Source organism: Listeria innocua (assembly GCF_028596125.1).
In the GTDB taxonomy this organism is placed as follows: domain Bacteria; phylum Bacillota; class Bacilli; order Lactobacillales; family Listeriaceae; genus Listeria; species Listeria innocua.
On record NZ_CP117229.1, the window covers coordinates 713,862 to 732,837 of the forward strand.

17 protein-coding genes are annotated in these 18,976 nt (G+C 37.1%); 15 read left to right on the plus strand and 2 right to left on the minus strand.

Annotated features, from left to right (window positions below; genetic code table 11):
* Positions 1–114: 114 nt before the first annotated feature.
* Positions 115–1,680 carry a leucine-rich repeat domain-containing protein gene (locus PQQ29_RS04055; RefSeq protein WP_187984032.1) on the plus strand — a complete coding sequence of 522 codons (1,566 nt, stop codon included), beginning with the start codon at positions 115–117 and terminating at the stop codon, positions 1,678–1,680.
* Positions 1,681–1,741: 61 nt separating this feature from the next.
* On the opposite strand, the gene PQQ29_RS04060 is transcribed toward PQQ29_RS04055, so the two are convergent.
* Entirely contained in the window at positions 1,742–3,682 is a 1,941-nt protein-coding gene (locus PQQ29_RS04060; protein ID WP_425351558.1) for a MucBP domain-containing protein, read from the minus strand.
* A gap of 558 nt (positions 3,683–4,240) precedes the next feature.
* On the opposite strand from PQQ29_RS04060, the gene PQQ29_RS04065 reads away from it, so the two are divergent.
* Entirely contained in the window at positions 4,241–6,130 is a 1,890-nt protein-coding gene (locus PQQ29_RS04065; RefSeq protein ID WP_187984034.1) for a MucBP domain-containing protein, read from the plus strand.
* Here PQQ29_RS04065 and PQQ29_RS04070 read toward each other — a convergent pair.
* Positions 6,127–6,786, minus strand: a complete 660-nt coding sequence (locus tag PQQ29_RS04070) for a Crp/Fnr family transcriptional regulator (RefSeq protein WP_153648294.1) — start codon at positions 6,784–6,786, stop codon at positions 6,127–6,129. The two genes, PQQ29_RS04065 and PQQ29_RS04070, sit on opposite strands and share 4 nt — an antisense overlap.
* Before the next feature lie 261 nt (positions 6,787–7,047).
* Here PQQ29_RS04070 and PQQ29_RS04075 point away from each other — a divergent pair, with 261 nt between their 5' ends.
* From PQQ29_RS04075 to hflX, 13 genes are all read left to right on the plus strand, one after another.
* Entirely contained in the window at positions 7,048–7,425 is a 378-nt protein-coding gene (locus PQQ29_RS04075; RefSeq protein ID WP_003761044.1) for a GntR family transcriptional regulator, read from the plus strand.
* Complete coding sequence (locus tag PQQ29_RS04080; protein WP_003770947.1) at positions 7,409–8,098, plus strand: ATP-binding cassette domain-containing protein; 690 nt, start codon at positions 7,409–7,411, stop codon at positions 8,096–8,098. Before PQQ29_RS04075 ends, PQQ29_RS04080 begins: the two co-directional genes overlap by 17 nt.
* Complete coding sequence (locus PQQ29_RS04085; RefSeq protein WP_003770949.1) at positions 8,095–8,799, plus strand: hypothetical protein; 705 nt, start codon at positions 8,095–8,097, stop codon at positions 8,797–8,799. Before PQQ29_RS04080 ends, PQQ29_RS04085 begins: the two co-directional genes overlap by 4 nt.
* Before the next feature lie 14 nt (positions 8,800–8,813).
* On the plus strand, positions 8,814–10,814 hold the full coding sequence (locus tag PQQ29_RS04090; protein ID WP_033838001.1) for an ABC transporter ATP-binding protein/permease: 2,001 nt from the start codon (positions 8,814–8,816) through the stop codon (positions 10,812–10,814).
* A gap of 28 nt (positions 10,815–10,842) precedes the next feature.
* Positions 10,843–11,346 (plus strand): hypothetical protein, encoded by a 504-nt coding sequence (locus PQQ29_RS04095; protein WP_187984035.1) that lies wholly within the window; start codon positions 10,843–10,845, stop codon positions 11,344–11,346.
* Positions 11,347–11,488: 142 nt separating this feature from the next.
* Positions 11,489–12,310: an SGNH/GDSL hydrolase family protein gene (locus tag PQQ29_RS04100; protein ID WP_187984036.1), complete on the plus strand. Its 822-nt coding sequence runs from the start codon at positions 11,489–11,491 to the stop codon at positions 12,308–12,310.
* Positions 12,282–13,187, plus strand: coding sequence for an ABC transporter ATP-binding protein (locus PQQ29_RS04105; protein WP_187984037.1), 906 nt, complete (start codon positions 12,282–12,284; stop codon positions 13,185–13,187). Before PQQ29_RS04100 ends, PQQ29_RS04105 begins: the two co-directional genes overlap by 29 nt.
* On the plus strand, positions 13,180–14,160 hold the full coding sequence (locus PQQ29_RS04110; protein ID WP_045553496.1) for an ABC transporter permease: 981 nt from the start codon (positions 13,180–13,182) through the stop codon (positions 14,158–14,160). Before PQQ29_RS04105 ends, PQQ29_RS04110 begins: the two co-directional genes overlap by 8 nt.
* Positions 14,161–14,286: 126 nt before the next feature.
* A complete protein-coding gene (locus PQQ29_RS04115; RefSeq protein WP_187984038.1) occupies positions 14,287–15,177 on the plus strand; it encodes a VOC family protein in 891 nt (296 codons plus the stop codon).
* Positions 15,174–16,133: a ring-cleaving dioxygenase gene (locus PQQ29_RS04120; RefSeq protein ID WP_003770958.1), complete on the plus strand. Its 960-nt coding sequence runs from the start codon at positions 15,174–15,176 to the stop codon at positions 16,131–16,133. The genes PQQ29_RS04115 and PQQ29_RS04120 overlap by 4 nt, the downstream gene beginning before the upstream one ends.
* Positions 16,134–16,140: 7 nt before the next feature.
* On the plus strand, positions 16,141–16,749 hold the full coding sequence (locus PQQ29_RS04125) for an alpha/beta hydrolase (RefSeq protein WP_033533274.1): 609 nt from the start codon (positions 16,141–16,143) through the stop codon (positions 16,747–16,749).
* A 9-nt stretch (positions 16,750–16,758) separates the two neighbouring features.
* Positions 16,759–17,379 (plus strand): flavin reductase family protein, encoded by a 621-nt coding sequence (locus PQQ29_RS04130; protein ID WP_187984039.1) that lies wholly within the window; start codon positions 16,759–16,761, stop codon positions 17,377–17,379.
* A 326-nt stretch (positions 17,380–17,705) separates the two neighbouring features.
* Positions 17,706–18,962, plus strand: coding sequence for a GTPase HflX (gene hflX, locus PQQ29_RS04135; RefSeq protein WP_153648286.1), 1,257 nt, complete (start codon positions 17,706–17,708; stop codon positions 18,960–18,962).
* The last annotated feature ends 14 nt before the right edge of the window (positions 18,963–18,976 follow it).

The following is an 18,976-nucleotide window of genomic DNA, read 5'->3' on the forward strand; positions in this document are numbered from 1 at the left end:
ATTTTAAATATAATTCGGAAAATTGAGTCTAATTTTAGTACTTGTTAATTTTGTGTTGATTGTATACTGGTTAAGTACCAATTTCATAAATAAGCGTTTATACATCTAGGAGGAATGATTAACTACATGAAAAAAACAATCACAATGTCGCTACTAGTCGTATCTCTCGTCTTAATTAGTTTTATTAGTTCTCCAAACGCCAATGCAGCCGAAAAAAGTATTTTAACATCACCGAAACCAATAAATGAGGTTTTTCCTGATGAAAATATGGCTAAAGTAATAGCTGAAGTCACTTATAAGAGTAGTTCAGCAGATGAAGTATCTCAGGCAGATTTAGATAACATTACAAAGTTAGATGGCAGCACCTCTGACCGTATGCCGGGGCCAATAATTTATTCGATAGAGGGTGTCGAGTATCTTCAAAATTTATCGGAATTTAATATTTCTGGGCAGTCTGTAAGTAATATTTCACCGTTAGAAGGATTATCAGAGTTAGAAACTGTATATATTTCTGAAAATAATATTAATGATTTATCACCACTTAGTAAATCTCCAAAAATAAAAATATTTGATGCATCGAATAATAATATAAGTGATATAAGCACACTTAGCTCATTGCCAAATTTAAATTCGGTAAGACTAAATAATAATAGTATAAGTAATATTAGTGTGTTAAGGGATTTCCCGACAAACCAATTTGTTTATATTTATTTGGCCGATAATAAAATCAAGGATATTAGCCCGCTCGCTGGTAAATCGTTTCAACAATTAACACTTAACAATAATGAAATAAGTGATATTAGTCCATTAAGTAAGATGACACTATATTCAGAGGATCCATTGGCCGATGATTTTTATATTGATATTAGCAATAACCACATTAGTGATATTAGTTCGTTGAAAAATGCTGATTTTGGCAAATTAGATTACTTTTTTGCAGAGGATCAGAGTATTGTCAATCAACCCAAAGCTTTTTCTACAAATTTCACACTGGAAAATAAAGTGAAAAATATCAATGGAACACTTGTGACGCCGAAGAATATTAGTAATAGCGGTAGTTATTCAAATGCTATCTTATCTTGGCAACTTCCAAGCTTTGTAGCAAATCTAAATTATTCTTTTTCTGAGACAACTCAGATTGGCAGGTCAACAGGGGAATTTAGTGGGAAGGTCACACAATCCCTTGTTGGAGGATATACAGTAACCTTTGACAATGAAGGAACACTATCTACAAGGACTTTTGCTAGTGATGAATTAGTAACTGAACCTGCAAAGCCTAGCAAAACAGGGTTCACGTTCACTGGTTGGTACGATGCAAAAACTGGTGGAAAGAAATGGAACTTCGCTACAGATAAAATGCCAGCAAACAATATGACACTATATGCTCAGTATGAAGAACAAGCAACAGATCCAGCTGATCCAGGAAGTCCAGTTGACCCAACAAAACCAACAGATCCAGTTAAACCGGATGAAATAGTCTCCTCCGAGGGATCGGGTGATATGGAGATTAAGGGAGAACAATCTGGAACTATAGCGGCATCAGAAAACGCAACTTCTTTAGATGACTCAAAACAACAAAGAACACTACCAAAAACAGGTGATACTAACTTATACTTGGTGCTGATTGGGCTATTATTTGTTGGATTTGCTAGTTTATTTTGGAAGAAAAAACAAATTTAAGCCATTCAAAAAGACGATAAACCTCGGTTTATCGTCTTTTTTTATTAATTATTATTCAGATTTACAGCTGATTCTTTCTCCAAAGAACAATGGCAGAACTTAAAAGGAAGATTCCTACTAGTGAAGGAATTAGTGGACTCTTATCACCAGTTTTTGGAAGTTTTGGCATTCCTACTGTGCTTGATTCTGCTTTTGTTATCGATTTATTAAAAGTTGTTTTGTTCGATGGTGATTTTTCTGAACTGTCTTCTTTTTGATATACAAAAGTGACTTTTTTCGGTGTTTGATCAAATGTTCCGAGCTCATTAGAGGGCTCTTTTTTTAGTGTGTATCCTGTTATTTCTTTATGAGGGATTTTATACGTTTTTCCAATTTCTCCTTCTACTATTAAAGGATTACTAATTGGCGTGTTTGTTGAATCAACAAATTCTACTTCGACTTTACCAATTTTTGCTTTTAGTAAAGTTTTGTCTTTAGTGTACACGTAATTAACGGTTTGTTTAGTATCAGAAAATGTACCGTTCGCATTTGTTGGTGTTGTAGTTAGCTTATAACCTTGAATTGTTTTGGCAAAAGAAGAATAGGAATCTCCAATATTGCCATCTAAGACAGTTTGTTCTGCTAACTCTTTACCTGTATCGCTCACATAATTAATTGTTACAGACTCAGCAGGAATAATATTTTTAGTGTAAATGTAATTCACTGTTTGTTGGTCTGCTGTTAATTTTCCGTTGGCGTTTGCTGGTGTTTCTACTAATGTGTATCCTTCAATCGTTTTTTCTGTAGAAGTATAATCATCGTCTATAAAACCAGTGAATGTTTCTGATGGCGCTAGTTCTTTACCTTTATCATCAACATATTTTACAGTAACTGGTTTAGCAGGAACGGGGTCTTTTGAATAAACATAAGTGACTGTTTGTGAATCATTTAAAAAAGTACCGTTCGCATTAGCTGGCGTTTCTGTAAGTGTGTAGCCAGGAATCGTTTTAGCTTCAGACGTATAATTTGCTTCTAATAAACCTTTTAAAGTTTCAGAAGGAGCAATTGTTTCTCCTGTGGTACTTTTGTATTCGACTGTGACATCGGAGCCTTCTGGAGGAGCTTCCACAACGATTGGCACCCGTACTTTTGCAAATGGGTTGGAGGTAGTTGATAAGGTGCTTTTAATCGTAATGAAACCTTCACCTTCTGTTGTGGCTACCCCGTTTTCAAGCGTTGAAGAACCGTCGTCGTAATATTCGAATTCGTGAGTAGGGTATAACGCATTATTTGAAGCTAATCCTAGTTTGGATTTATCAGGAGTCAGTTGTTTAAAGTCTGTTTTGTAAGGAACTACGATTGGATCGCCTTTATAAACCAATTGATCTTGCTTTTGACGATAATTGTAATTCTCTAACATGTTTCCGCCATTATTATAGTTATCTAAATAATCAACAGGAACATCTGAAGTAATTTGATTTCCTTCTGTATCTATAATTAGTTGGCCACTGCGGCTAGCCCATTTAGTTGTAAAAATCTTATCAGGAATGGAAATTAAATTGTTATTACGAACATCGAGACTTGATAAATGGGAAGACATATTCGTAATTTCTTCAGGGATTTCACTAATATTATTTCGTTGTAATAGAAGCGAATTTAAAGCTGGTAGGTCATAAACAACTGTTGGAAATTCAGTCAGCTTATTATTATAAAAACTTAAAAAGGTTAGCTTTTTGAGTTCACCAATACTCTCTGGTACTTCCGTCAAAGTTCCTTGTGTTATATAAAGCCTAGTTAAATTTTTATAGTCTGTTATATTATCAGGTATAGAAGAGGCGCCTACTGGATCAAGAGAAGTGATTGTTTCTACATCTGCTAGTGTAATATCTTCTCGTTTTTTATTGAGATTTCTCTCTGTTGCCGAGATGAAAGCTTCGTTACCATCTAATTCTGTTTCAATCCAGGACGTCGGTTCAGTATTAGCTTTTGGGAAAGTGAAGGGGACGAGTGTTGCGAGTAGCATGGAGCAAATGAGGATTAGAAAAGTTTTTCTCAAGAGGTATTGCACATCCTTTTATAATTTGTTTTATTATTTATGAGTTAATTATAGTCCTTTTCCACATTTTCGTAGTACTAAAATCAGACCTATAAAACGCGTATGATTTCTTAAATGTGACTATTTGGTGACGAAATCACAAAAATGGCGAAAAACAGGGTTTGTTCAAATTTAGACCCGATTTAACTTTTTTATAACTATTTTGGATGCTGTTTAGACTAAAGGAGACTATTTAGAAGGCATTGATTTGAATGCTTTTTTGAATTGGAAAACAAGTGGTATCAACGTGTTATTAGGTTTTTCTTCTGTGGATACTTGTTTTGTTCATGAAAATAATTTTCGGTTTTTTGAGGTAAATGTGTCAAAGAAAAGTGCTTGAAAATCAAAAGACACATTGCTTTTATGATATAAAATGTTCGAAAAATGTTCACAATTGGCGATTTTAGGTACCTTATAAGGCATTTTTACAATATTGTTTAGCGTATAATTTTAGGAGTAATCAAAAACACTGGAGGTTATACATTAATGAAAAAAGCTTTACTTTGTCTTTCTGCTGTTGTTCTCTCATTAAATTTTGTTTGGGGTTATCCCATTTCCGGAATAGCATCAGAAACAACAAAAGAAACAAATCAACCAATTAATTTAAATCAAAGTAATACAGATATTGTTACTTCTGAAGATTTAGGAGGACAAGCGTGGTTAATCAATGAGGTAAATAGACAATTGGCGCCGAAAAAAGTCGGTGTTGATCTAACTTTTGAGGATTTGGCTAAGATTAAGACCATTTCTTTAAGCAATAGGTCGCTTACGGGAGAAGTCCCACCAGAGATTAAAAACCTAGTGTCTCTCGAAAGACTTTTACTTTATAGTAATAATTTATCAGGGGAGATTCCTAGTGAATTAGGTCAATTACAAAAATTAACAGAACTGCGCTTAGATTATAATCAATTCTCAGGAAAAATTCCGGATGGTCTTGGAAATATTCCTTCCATCGCTTTGCAAGGTAATAAATTAGTCGGGCAACTACCTTTAAGTTTGTATGAAAATAGAACTGGCGCAAATGAAGTAAATGTTTCTGGTAACCAAGTGACGATTAACAGTCAAAAACCAGAACCAAGTGTTTACTCAGCGTATACGTTCATTTATCCAGCTAATACACCAGAGTATAGCGGTCATATTAAAGCAAATAATTCTTTTATTTCTAATCTAACTAATGATATGGAGCTTACGCCATTTTTAAAAAATAGTCCTACATTTATTAATTTACAAGTAGTATATATGTTTGACTCGGAATTGTTTGATGGGCATGATGTGACGATTACCGATACGAATGATGGCAAGGTGCTTTATGATGGGAAACTGACTTCTGACGTGAGTATTCCACTAATCAACTTTAAATCAGGCGTACATGTAATTAAAGTAGTTCTTGATAATGCGACTAACAATCCTCAAAACCAAGCAACTTTTTTAATTGATATTTTACCAGTTAAGGCAAAGGATTTAACGGTTAAATATGTGGATGAAACTGGGGCAGAGATTCACGAGTCGCAAACGGTAAGTGGAAATGTAGGCGATGACTATGATGTGACGACGCCTGAATATGAACTAGCAATTGATAAATACGAACTCGATACTAACCAACTACCAGGAAATGCAACCGGGACACTTAGTTTAGATGAGCAAACGGTCACTTATGTATACAAAAAAGCAGACGGCGCACCAGTCACAGTAAAATATGTAAACCAAAATGGCGAGGAACTAACCACTTCAGATATTTTAACAGGTAAATTAGATGATACGTATCAAGCTGAAGCAAAAGAAATTGCTGGATTTACATTAGATGAAAGCAAACTGCCAACAAATACAAGTGGCGTATTCGAAACAAACTCGCAAACAGTCACTTATGTTTATCAAGCAGTACCTGCGAAAATTAAAGCGCACGATTCGACGATTTATGTAGACGATGCATGGAGCGGAGAGGACAATTTTGATGGTGCGATAAATTCAGTTGGTATCGCTGTTTCCTTTAGTGATGTGCAGGTGGACGGTGAAGTTGACACCACGAAAGCAGGTATTTATCCGGTCACTTATAGCTTTGGCGGCGAATCAATAACAATTAATGTAACGGTTAAAGAAAAAGCCGTTCCAGCGCCTCCAGTTACACCGCTAAACCCTGTAGTACCAGCGCAACAAAATAACGAAACTACACCAGCTACAAACCACCAAACTTCAGCAGAAAAGACAGAAACAATAAAAATAACGCCAACTCAAAGTGAAAAATCAACTATAGCTGGTAAATTAAAACTTCCAACTACTGGCGATAAACTTTGGGATAGCGTTTTGTATAGCATGTTTGGCTTAATATTTGTATTTGCAGCGCTTGGATTATTACGCCGTAAACACAAACAAAATTAAATATCTAAGGAGTCCTTATCTATCCGATAAGGGCTTTTTTTATTGACTAAAAATTCTTCGTCTACAAGCTCTGTGAGTAAATTAGATATGTTTGGCTGGGTTGTACGGCAATATCTTGCAAGGACTGACTGATTGATAAAGTTTGGTAACACAATCTCATTTCTTTCTTCATCTTCAGCGCCCATCTCTACAGCAAGATTTTCTAAAGCCATGTAAATCCGTTCTTTAGGTGTTTTTGCAATCATTCCAAGTAGTGCATAGTGGCGAGCAAAAACGTCAGCAATACTTGTCAAAAGAAAATCATTCACATCAGGTTTGATCGATAAAATGTTTAGTAAAAAGTCTGCTTCTATTTTATAGAGCACCATTTGCTCACTCATGACGGTAATACTATGTTTTTTCTTTGGAAATGACGAGAATGCGTCAATCCCTAACACATTATTTGGAAGAACGAATATTGAAATATAGTTTGTTTTTCTTAAATTGTCCTCTAATTCTACCGCAGCATAACCTTCCACAACAAAAAAGATATGTTTTGCTTTTTCTTGTTCAAAAATAATTTTTTCATTCATTGTATAGGTTTTCTTTGTTACATATTTATAGTAGTCAGGAAATTCTTTTAGATAACTGAGCACTGTATTGAATTTTTCCGTCATTAGGACCACTCCTTTTTTACATATTTACCCATTTATTATACCTTAATTCTTTTCAAAAAGAGTTATGAACAGTTTGTGACTCCTGCTAAAGTCGCTTGGAGAGAGGGATAAAAGTTTGAAAAGAAATTTTGTAGTGGGAAAAACGCTTGCTCGATATATGAAGTATATAAATGAAGCGATTTTCCTTTGATATAGTACATTCATAGCCAGTGTGACCCAAGTGGTACGGTGATACGGACAGACAGGCGAAAGGAGGAAATTATGAAGTTTGATGATAGTAAACCCATTTATAAGCAAATCGTTCATTATATTCATACAGAAATTGTTACAGGAACATACGAGGCTGGTGACAAGCTACTATCTGTAAGAGAATTAGCAACAAAGTTAGAAGTAAATCCGACAACCATCCAGCGAGCTTATGCAGAACTGGAAGAAGCGGGAATTATTTTCACCGTTCGCGGTACTGGTAAATATTTGACAGAAGATAAGAGGAGAATTGAGCAATTGGAAAATGACATCGCAAAACAACTTACCGAAAATTTTATTAGTGAAATGAGTAAATTAGGAATTAATAAAGAAAAAATCATCGCTTGGGTGAAAAAAGTAGAGGAGGTAGAAGTAAATGCTAGTGGGAAATAATATTGCTAAATCTTATCCAAATAAATTAGTCTTACAAAATGTGGACTTCGAAGCAAAACCAGGCGATATGATCGTGCTCACTGGTGAAAACGGCAGCGGGAAAACGACTTTGCTAGATATGTTAGCAAATTTGAAGAGACCAGATAGCGGCACATTACAACTAGATAATGAAGTTTTCATAACGAGTGAAATCCGTCAGCAAATCGCTTATCTAAACAATGAACTTTACGCTAAAAAAAGTACTACTATAGAAGAATTTATGAAACAACATGCGCTTCTTTTTGAAAATATGGATTTAGATAAGTGGGAAAGACTACTTTCAGGATGGCGCATTAGTAAACGTTTAAAACTTGGTGAATTATCGACAGGCATGTTGATGAAAGTGAAAATTGCTAGTGTTTTAGCAAGACAAGCCAAAGTGTATCTTTACGATGAACCATTTGCAAGTATTGATATTATGGCTCGTTCAGAAGTAATGAAGGCTATTATTAGCGAAACAGAGCCAGATGCTATCACGATTATTTCTTCGCATCATTTAGAAGGCACGGAAAAATTATATAACAAACTTTGGTTAATTAAAGATAATACATTAAAAACAATAGAAACAGAAACTTATCGCGAGAGAACAGGCAACTCATTAATCGATTTCTATAAGGAGGAAATGAACAAATGACAAAAATGATTACTTTTTATTTAAAACAAATTAGTCCTATTCTTTTGATTGGACTTGCAATTATCTTGGGGCTGAACTTTCTAGGGTTCACGATAAATCTACTGGAGGGAACGGATTTACTTTTTAGAGCGATTCGAGGAACGACGGTGATAAGCTTAATTCTCGTTCTTATCACAACTTGGAAAATCACGAAACTCGACACATCGAAAGAAAACTTAACGCTCGCTTCTCTTTCCGGATTTTCGGAAACAAAGAAATTTTTCGGAAAACTATTTGCTGCTTATTTATCAGCAATTGCAGTTATTTTACTTCAAAGTGCCTTTATTTGGTATTACGGTTTTGAAACAGGACGAATTGGAGCAGGCGATGCGTTATCGTTTGTATCTGGAACGCTGATGATGTTTTTATTTATCGCTATGTTTGTTTGTTACTTTGTTATTCCGGTAGGTTGGTTAAAAGATCACGTGAAGGCTAGTTCTCTTCAAAAAGCAGCCGTTGTTCTACTTCTTTTTGCAATCCTAATAATCAATTTATTAGCTGAATACTACTTGCATATTTATAACAGTGCGGGAATTATCTCTATTTTGCCAAATGGTCATTTTGAGATTTCACTTCTTTCTATTGTTTGGAATGTAGGATTATGTTCAGTTATTGCAGGCAGTTATATCTATATGAAGTCTAAAAAAATGGATACTATTTGAAAGTAGGAGAATACATGTTAGAAATTAAGCACTTAAAAAAATCTTACAAACTTGGAAAGAAAAACGAGACTCCTGTTTTGAAAGATATTAATGTGACGATTCAAGACGGGGAATTTGCGGCAATCATCGGGAAAAGCGGTAGCGGTAAGTCCACTTTGCTGAATATTATTAGTGGGCTAGATACCGACTATTCCGGACAAGTTTTATACAATGGCGCTGATTTACAAGATATAGACTTAGACGCCTATCATTTTAATCATATTGGTTTTATTTTTCAAAGCTTTCATTTAGTTAACCATATGTCTGTTATTGAAAACGTCAAAGTTCCTTTATATTTGAATGCCGAATTATCGGAAAGTGACCGAAATGCGAGAGCGCTAGATTTGCTGAAACAAGTTGGATTAGACGAATTTGCTAGTAAAAAACCAACGCAACTTTCTGGTGGACAAAAGCAACGGGTAGCCATTGCGAGATCGCTTGCTAACAATCCAGATATGATTATTGCGGATGAACCAACCGGAGCGCTTGATAGTGTAACTTCAGAGGAAATCATTAAGCTATTAAAAACGTTAGCGAAACAAGGAACAACAGTCATCATCGTCACGCATGATTTAAACATTGCGGACCAAACCGATGCGGTATTACGACTAGCAGATGGAGAAGTAATTTCATTTGAACGGAAAAAAGAAGTTATCCAAAGAGTTAGCCACAAAAATGAAAAAAAGTTGCGTCTAAACTGGTGGGCCACTGCTAAAATTTCTTTTAAAAGCTTTTTCAATAGAAAGTTTCGGAATTTGCTCGTAGCACTTGGGACTTCAATTGGAATTATTGCCATTTTATTAGCATTCGGGCTTGGGAATGGAGTAAATCAAAGTCTTTCAAAGATTTTTGGAACGACTTTTTCACCTAACCAGATTACGACTTATTATAAAGAAGATGGTGGTTCGAAATCACCTGAACCGACTACTCCATTAACGAGCAGTGAGATTAAGAAAATTAAGCAACTGTATGAAGATGAAAATATTACAGAAATTTATGAACGCACTACTGTCCAAGGCATTAAATTTGAATACGATAGCGAATATTTGAAAGGTATTTCTGGTGAAATGCAAGAAGCCAACTTTAAGCCATCACGCTATGAAGATTTGACTGTCAAAGATGAATATCTTCTAAGCGGGAAAATGGTGACAAGTGATGAAGCAGGAGCAGTTATCCCTTCTAATGTAGCAAGAGCTATTCTTGGGAAAAAGGATTCTGATGATTTAACAAAAAGTGACGGCGATAAACTCATTGGTAAAACAATAACCTTAGTTTATGCCGGAAGAAATAGCGACACAAAAAATACGGTTAAAACAGAAACAATTATTACTGGTATTACAAATCCATCTAAAGAAGGTTTTGCTAGGGGATTTGATGTTTCCACAAAAACAATGAACGACTTTATTAAAACAACTGGTATTGAAAAGCCGATTTTATCTGTAGATGCATTCACAAAAACGACAGCAGAAGCAGAGGAAATCGTTGGAAAATATGAGGATGACAAAGACTGGGCGAATTATTCGATTACTAATGCGAATGCTTTCGTAGATACATTTAGCCAGTTTACCGATATTATTGTGTACTTGATTGCCTTTATTGCAGGTCTTTCGCTGGCTGTTGCTGGCGTGATGATTGCTATTGTGCTTTATATCGGTGTGGTTGAACGAACAAGAGAAATCGGGGTATTCCGAGCAATTGGTTATCGAAAACGTCATATTCGCGGACTTTTCATGATGGAAGCAAGCTATATTATTATTTTAGCAAATGTACTATCAAGTCTTGTCGCCGTGACAATTGCAAAAATAGCTAGTCCTATTTTAGAAACGAACATTGGTTTTGAAGATATGATTCACATTTCGTTCTGGAATTTCCTTGTCACACTCGCAATAACAATTACAATTGGCTTTATTTTCTCGATTTATCCAAGTAATAAAGCAGCAAAATTAGATGCAGCAGAAGCTTTAAGATCAGAATGACCCAACTAACAGAAAAGAGGAATTTAACATGAAAAAACCACTAAAAATCAGCTTAATCGTCGTAGGAATCGCAGTAGTTATATTTGCAGGAGTGATGCTATCCTACCGTTTTATTAAATCAATGGACGTTACTGAAAATGCCGAAATAAACAAATCAGCTACAGGAGATCATGTATTGCTGGCAACTCAAGGTAGTAAATTCAAAGACAGTGTAATGGATCAAGTGAAAAAAGACATGGAAGGCAAAAACGTACATGTTTCGATTATCGATACAACAAAACTAGACAAAGTAAAAGCAGATGATTATGACAAAGTAGTTCTATTCACTACAGTACAGTCCGATGATATTCCAGAAAACGTAACCACTTTTATGAATGATAATAAAGATAAAAGTATCCATATTGCGGTAACAGCAGATTCTGGCGGCTGGGATGATAAACCGAAAGATATTGATGCAATTTCCGAAGCATCGAAAGCAGAAAACAAACAAGATTTTGTCGATGATTTAACGAAAGCAATTGTAGCGGAATAAGAATGAGAGAGCACTCACCTTTAGGGGTGAGTGTTTTTTTATATCAGATAAATTTACTAAAAACGCTATATCGTTATTCCCATTTTAAAATATGCTATACTTAGGGACAAATAAACCTCAAGAAAAAGGCGGGTGGTAGTCATTGAAGAAGAGTAGAACGGTTCAAATTCTTTTCGTTTTTTCCGTTATTGCGCTAGTTGTTAGTGTTGTTGGTGTAGTGTCAATTTGGTACGGGCAAAAAAATCATCAAGCAAATAATACAAATTCAGCTGCCAAAAAAGATACTACTGTAACGAAAAAACAAGATACCTTTAAAATAACTGCACTCGGCGACTCACTTACATATGGCGTTGGTGACACAGAAGGCGGTGGGTATGTTCGGGTTGTGGAAAATTTCTATAAACAAAAAGAGAAAAATGTCGAGAACGTCAATCTTGCTATTAGCGGGGCGAAATCAGGACAATTACTCAAACAATTGGAACAAAAAGAAGTTCAGAATCAAATAAAATCAGCTGATGTAGTCTTAATGACGATCGGCGGCAATGATTTATTTCGCGGCGGGGAAGTACTTGATGATTTCAAAAGTGATGCGATTAAACAAGCCGAAGCAAGCTACACGAATAACTTAAAACAAATATACCAAACGATACGAAAATTAAATCCATCCGCGCCAGTTTTTCATATTGGGCTGTATAATCCGTTTATGTCGTTAGAAAATGCGAGTGAGATGTCGGCTGTTGCGAATGAATGGAATTTAGAGAGTCAAAATCTATCACAAAATGAGAAAAACATTATTTACGTACCAACATTTGATTTATTTCAGCAAAATGGAGCGGCTTATTTAGCAAGTGATAAATTCCACCCAAATCATGCGGGATACCAGTTTATCGGTAATCGGGTGACAGAAGTGATACAGACGGGAGGGGGAAAAGGCGATGACGGAGCTAGCACTTCAAGTAACTAACCTGCATAAAAAAATCCGCAAACGAGAAATTATCAAAGGGATTTCTTTTGAAGTACGACCAGGAGAAGTATTCGGTTTTCTAGGACCAAATGGAGCGGGCAAAACAACTACGATTCGAATGATCGTGGGGTTGATTAAACCAACATCTGGAACGATTTTAATTGGTGGGAAAGATATTTGGAAAAATTTCACCGAAGCAATGCGCGGTCTTGGCTCTATCGTGGAAAATCCGGAATTCTATACATTTTTAACAGGGCAAGAAAATTTGGCGTATTTTGCCCGAATGGATCCCTCGATAAAAAAAGAACGTATTCAGGAAGTAACCGAGCTAGTTGGGCTAGAAAAACGGATAAATGACCGAGTTTCCACCTATTCACTTGGTATGCGCCAGCGTTTAGGCATTGCCCAAGCGTTACTTTCCAGTCCGAAATTATTAATTCTTGATGAACCAACAAACGGTCTCGATCCATCTGGAATTCATGAAATGCGCGACTTTATCCGTGCGCTTGCCAGAAATGAAGGAATTAGCGTGCTCGTTTCGTCGCATTTATTAAGTGAAATTGAGCTTTTATGTGATCGGGTGGCGATTATGACAGACGGGACGATTATTAAAACCGACCAAGTTTCACACCTCCTTAGTTCCCGTGCACAATTACGCTGGCTGGCGACTCCTTTTGAACAAGCCAAAGCATTTTTGGCAAGTGTAACCGAAGTCGAAGTGGACGGCGAATATCTCGTGACCGCAGTGAATGAACGTAGCGCCGAATGGAACGAACAGTTGGTTGCAAAAGGCATTCAAGTCCATGAAATCGACAAGAAAAAACCATCTCTCGAAGACCTATTTCTTGAGTTAACAGGAGGTCATTCGATTGATTAATTTAGTCTATAATGAACAGCTAAAACTTTGGCGCAAAAAGCGACTCATCGTTATTTTAGCATTGGTAGCAATTATCGTAGCGATTTTCACGTATGCGCAGTTCCGGCAGTATCAAGAAGATGAAAAGCAAGCTGGGACAAGTGATTGGCATGTACAGACTCAGCAACAAATCGTCGACCTTGAAAACAGACTCGGCACAGGGCGACTACCCGAAGAATATCAAAAATATTTCAAAGTGCTTGTCGGGCAACTACAATATTATTTAGATAATGACATCAATCCCAATGCACCTGGAGCACCAACTTTCTTAAAAACGTTTGTCGAAAATGGTATTAGTTTGTTGTTTCCACTTTTTATCATGGTAATAGCAGCCGACTTAATCAGTGCTGAAACAAGCGCGGGAACAATGAAGTTCCTGCTGACAAGGCCTGTGAAGCGATGGCGGATTTTGACGAGTAAATATATATCGATGCTACTCTCGATTTCCGCAATTATGGTATTATCCGCCGTTATTGCCTACCTGATTTCTGGAATTGTCTTTGGGTACGGTGGCTGGGATGCACCAGTTCTCACCGGGTTTGGTGTGAAAGATGGCGCGATAACGACAACCAATGTGTACCAGCTTCCGGTTTGGCAATTACTGCTCATGGAGTTCGGACTCGCGTGGTTTGTCAGTGTTGTGGTCGGTGTGTTAACAATGTTTGTATCCGTGCTAGTTCGGTCCACGGCAGCAGTTATGGGAATTATGCTTGCTTCACTCATTACCGGAACGATTTTAACCAATCTCGTCAGCTCTTGGCCAAGCGCGAAATATTTATTTATGGTTAATTTACAACTAACGAACTACTTAAACGGCTCCAGCCCACCCGTCGAAGGAATGACATTGAGTTTTTCCATGCTTGTGTTAACAGCGTGGATGGTAGTCGCTTTCATCTTATCCTATTTTATTTTCACAAAACGAGATGTGTATTAAAGAGCGCTGATTGGCGCTCTTTTTTGCGTACATTAAAAGTTACTTACTTTTTGTGAGCATAAAACTTTTCTTTTTAATAGTTTAGTTATAAACTATAGTTAGTAATCAAGAAGGAGGTACAAACAAATGATTAAAGGCATTCATCACGTATCCGCGCTAACAAAATCATTTAGCGAGAACCATCATTTTTATTCAGACATATTAGGGCTACGGCTCGTAAAAAATACAGTAAATCAAAGCAATATTCACATGCGCCACCTATTTTACGGGGACTATACAGGAAGCCCCGGTACCTTGTTAACATTTTTCGAAGTACCTCGCATCGGCTCAAGCTACAACGAGCGCGCCTTTTTCGGTAATATCACCCTTGGAATACCAAAAGACACAAGCTCTTACTGGGAAAAAAGGCTAAACGATTTTGCCATTTCTTTCAAAAAACAAGACCAGACTTTTAGATTACAAGATCCCGATACAATGGGCATAATCCTAACGGAAATACCAGAAACCATTTCTAACCCAACCATCCACACCGATATACTGGCCGAAAAGCAAATCGTTCGAATTATCGGCGCAGACTATCACGTACCGGACCCAGCTGCATCTAGTCAATTTTTCACAAAGCTTTTTGGGTTAAAGCAACAGAATGGGGTAATAGTAGATAAGAGTGAAATGAGTTTTATGAAATTGTACGCTACTAAATCAGACAAAAAATCCCGCACAGGACGCGGAACAATCGATCATATTGCATATACTTTAGAAACAAAAGAAGCTGTGGATGAACTTCACGATTTAGCAGTGAAAAACGACTTAGAAATTGAAGAATTCGTTGACCGTGAGTATTTTAAAAGTCTCTATATCCGCGAACCAGGCGGCTTAAGAATTGAATTTGCTAGCGCTGGCCCCGGTTTTACTATCGATGAACCACTTGAAACAATGGGCGACCACTTAGCCTTACCAAGCTTTTTAGAAGAAAAAAGAACAGAAATTGAAACTTATTTTGGAGGAGATTTATCATGATTAAAGGGTTAAAAGGAATTCACCACGTAACAGCAATGACAAGTAGTGCCGAGAAAAATTATGCGTTTTTCACAGAAGTTTTAGGAATGCGATTAGTGAAAAAAACAGTCAACCAAGACGATATTCATACGTATCATTTGTTTTTCGCAGATGACAAAGGTTCAGCAGGAACGGATATGACGTTTTTCGACTTTCCTAATTTACCAAAAGGACGTCACGGGACAGATAGTATTTCTCGCGTATCTTTCCGTGTACCAAGTGACGCGGCGCTTGAATACTGGCTTGACCGGTTTGACCAATTAGAAGTTCCGCATAGTGACATCCAAACATTATTTGGCAAAAAATATCTTACCTTCCAAGACTTTGACGACCAACAATTACAACTAATTTCAGATGAAAATAACGAAGGAGTTGCAGCAGGAACACCTTGGAAAAAAGGACCAGTTCCAGAAAAATATGCGATTTACGGTTTAGGACCAGTATTTTTAACAGTAGTTTCGCTCAAAAATATGGAAGCAATTTTACAAACTATTTTTGGCTTTAGAAAAGTGACAGAAGAAGATGGACTTCATTTATACGAAGTGGGTGAAGGTGGAAACGGGGCGCAAGTGATTGTGGAAGAACGTACCGATATTCCAGCCGCAATGCAAGGTTACGGCGGTGTACACCATGTAGCTTTCCGCGTTGATGACCACGAGGAATTACAAAAATGGATTGACCGCATGAATACAATCGAAGCACCCAACTCTGGCTATGTAAACCGCTTCTACTTTGAATCATTGTATGTACCAGTTTCAGAACGAATTTTATTTGAATTCGCAACAGATGGCCCAGGTTTTGCAGGTGATGAACCATACGAAACACTCGGTGAAAAATTGGCATTACCTCCATTTTTAGAACCAAAACGAGCTGAAATTGAAAAAATGGTCCGCCCAATTAACACGAAAAGGAGCTGAAAAACGTATGGAACACATTTTTATTCCTGGAAAAAATAACAATTTAGCACCGTTATTACTACTTCACGGGACAGGTGGCGATGAAAAGTCGCTTGTTGAAATAGCGGAATTTATTAATAGTGATGCTGCTGTTTTATCATTACGCGGTGATATTAAAGAAGGCGGAGCAAATCGATTTTTCAAAAGGTTTCATGATGGCAGCTTAGATTTAGAGGATTTGGAGCTTAAAACTGCAGAATTAATCAAGACGACACGCGAGTTAGCGGAGCAATATCAACTTGATTTTGAACGAATGATTGCGGTAGGTTATTCGAACGGTGCCAATATTGCAGCCAACGCACTACTTCAAGCGGAAGATAGTTTTCATAAAGCAATTTTGTTTCACGCGATGCCAGCTGGAAATAAACAACCCGAGTTTTCAATTAGCCACCGCAATGTATTTCTGTCAGCCGGCTTAAATGATCCACTTATTACCGCAAAAGCATCCGAAGAATTAGTGGAAATCCTCGAAAAACGGGGCGCGAAAGTCGAAACAGTTTGGACAGCTGCTGGCCATTCCTTGACTATGGAAGAACTAGAAGAAGCAAAAAAATGGTATCAAAACAACCAGAAATGAGGTAAATAAATGACTGTTTTTCAAAGTGCAGATTTAACCCAAAAAGAAAACTATAAATTTTTAACAGGAAGTATTATTCCACGACCAATTGCTTTTGTAACAACGCTTGCTGAAGACGGGAAGACGGTTAACGCCGCCCCGTTCAGTTTTTTTAATGTCGTTTCGAGTGATCCGGCGATAGTATCGATTGCAGTTCAACGCGCAGATGGCAAGCAAAAAGATACAGCGAGGAATGCGGCTTTTACGAAAGAACTAAATATTCATATTGTTAGTGAGTCATTTGTGGAAGAAATGAATAAAACTGCGGCAAGGCTTGCACCAGATGTAAGCGAAATCGATAAGACAAGCTTGCATTTAGAGCAAGTTCCTGGAATGAAAACACCGAAGATTTCCGAGGCCAATATCGTGCTTACAGCTAAACTAGAACAAATTATTCCGATTAAAAATGATGCTGGTGAGGTTGTTTCCGATTTAATTCTGGCACGTATTTTGACTTATGATTTTGCAGATGAAGTGTTTGATTCTGAGCATCACTATATTTTGCCAGAAAAGCTTGAACCAGTTGCCAGACTCGCTGGAAATGACTATACAAAACTTGGCGATATTTTCCGGATTGAAAGGCCTAATTAACGAGAAATAGTTGCGAAACAAAGGCGACCATGTTAAACTAGGGGCAACTTAAATGAACGGAGGGTTGCCCATCATGCGTTATATTAGACTACGTTTCCCAAAAAATCTATGCAACTAATTTAATAGTGCGGGAATATCCATGCTTATTTAGTATGGGTAACGGGATTGGTCTTGCGTGCATGTATGGCACCCAAAATAAATATGGGTAGAATGAAGGCGAAATGCTTTCATTTGAAGGCAAGCTAGTATCTTTTGATGCTGTTTTTGTGTTTTTATCTACTCAAAAACCCTGACCGCGCTGAATCTATTTCAGGAGGTCCTTTTTTATGGAAAAAAATGTATTAATCGTTGGTGTTAGCCAAAAACAAAAAGATTTTGATTATTCAATGGAAGAATTAGCCAATTTAGCGGCTGCAAATAATATGGAAGTTGTGGGCGAATTACGACAAAATATCGATCGTGAAAATCGTGCTACTTACGTCGGAAAAGGAAAAGTGGATGAAATCAAAGGCTTAGCAGAAATGCAGGATGCTCGCTTGATTATTTTTAACGATGAACTTTCACCGTCGCAAATTAGGAATTTAGAAGAAGCGCTCGAACTCGAGGTAATGGATAGGACTGGGCTAATACTCGCTATCTTTGCAAACCGAGCAAAAACTAAAGAAGCTCAACTCCAAGTCCAAATCGCCAAATTACAATATGAATTACCGCGAATTTTTGGACAAGGGGAAGATATGGACCAACAAAGCGGAAAAGGCGGACTTAGTAATCGTGGTTCGGGTGAAAAGAAAATCGAAACCGACCGTCGTACCATCAAACATCAAATCCGCCATTTACAAAAAGAACTAGACATGCTCGTAGATGACCGCGAAGTACGTCGTCGCAAACGGAAGAAAAATGAGATTCCTGTGGTGTCACTTGTTGGATATACCAATGCTGGAAAATCAACGACGATGAATGGTTTAGTGCGTGCTTATAGCGAAACTGCGGACAAACAAGTTTTTGAGAAAGATATGCTGTTTGCTACGCTTGAAACAAGTGTGCGCGAAATTGTTTTACCGGATAACAAGCAATTTTTACTCACAGATACAGTTGGTTTTGTTAGCAAACTTCCGCATCAATTAGTGAAAGCATTCCGCTCCACACTAGAAGAAGCACGTGATGCAGATTTACTCATACATGTGGTAGATTATTCCGATCCGCATTATAAAACAATGATGAAAACGACTGAAGAAACGTTGAAAGCTGTTGGTGTGGAGGACGTTCCAGTTATTTATGCATACAACAAAGCAGATTTGATAGAAGGAGAAATTTATCCTAAGCAAACGGAAAATACAATTGTCTTTTCAGCGCGCGAAGAAGAAAGTTTGGAATTTCTAACCGAAGTAATTCGTAAAGAACTTTTTGCTAGCTATGAAAAAGCGACCTTTTTAATTCCGTTTGAAGCGGGGAATGTTGTTGCTTATTTAAACGATCATGCAGATGTTTTAGCTACTGAATACTTGGAAAACGGCACCGAAATTGTGGCTGAAGTTAGTCCGGCCGATTTACAGAAGCTAGCAGAATACCAAGTAGCTGAGTAAAGCGAGTTCCAGCT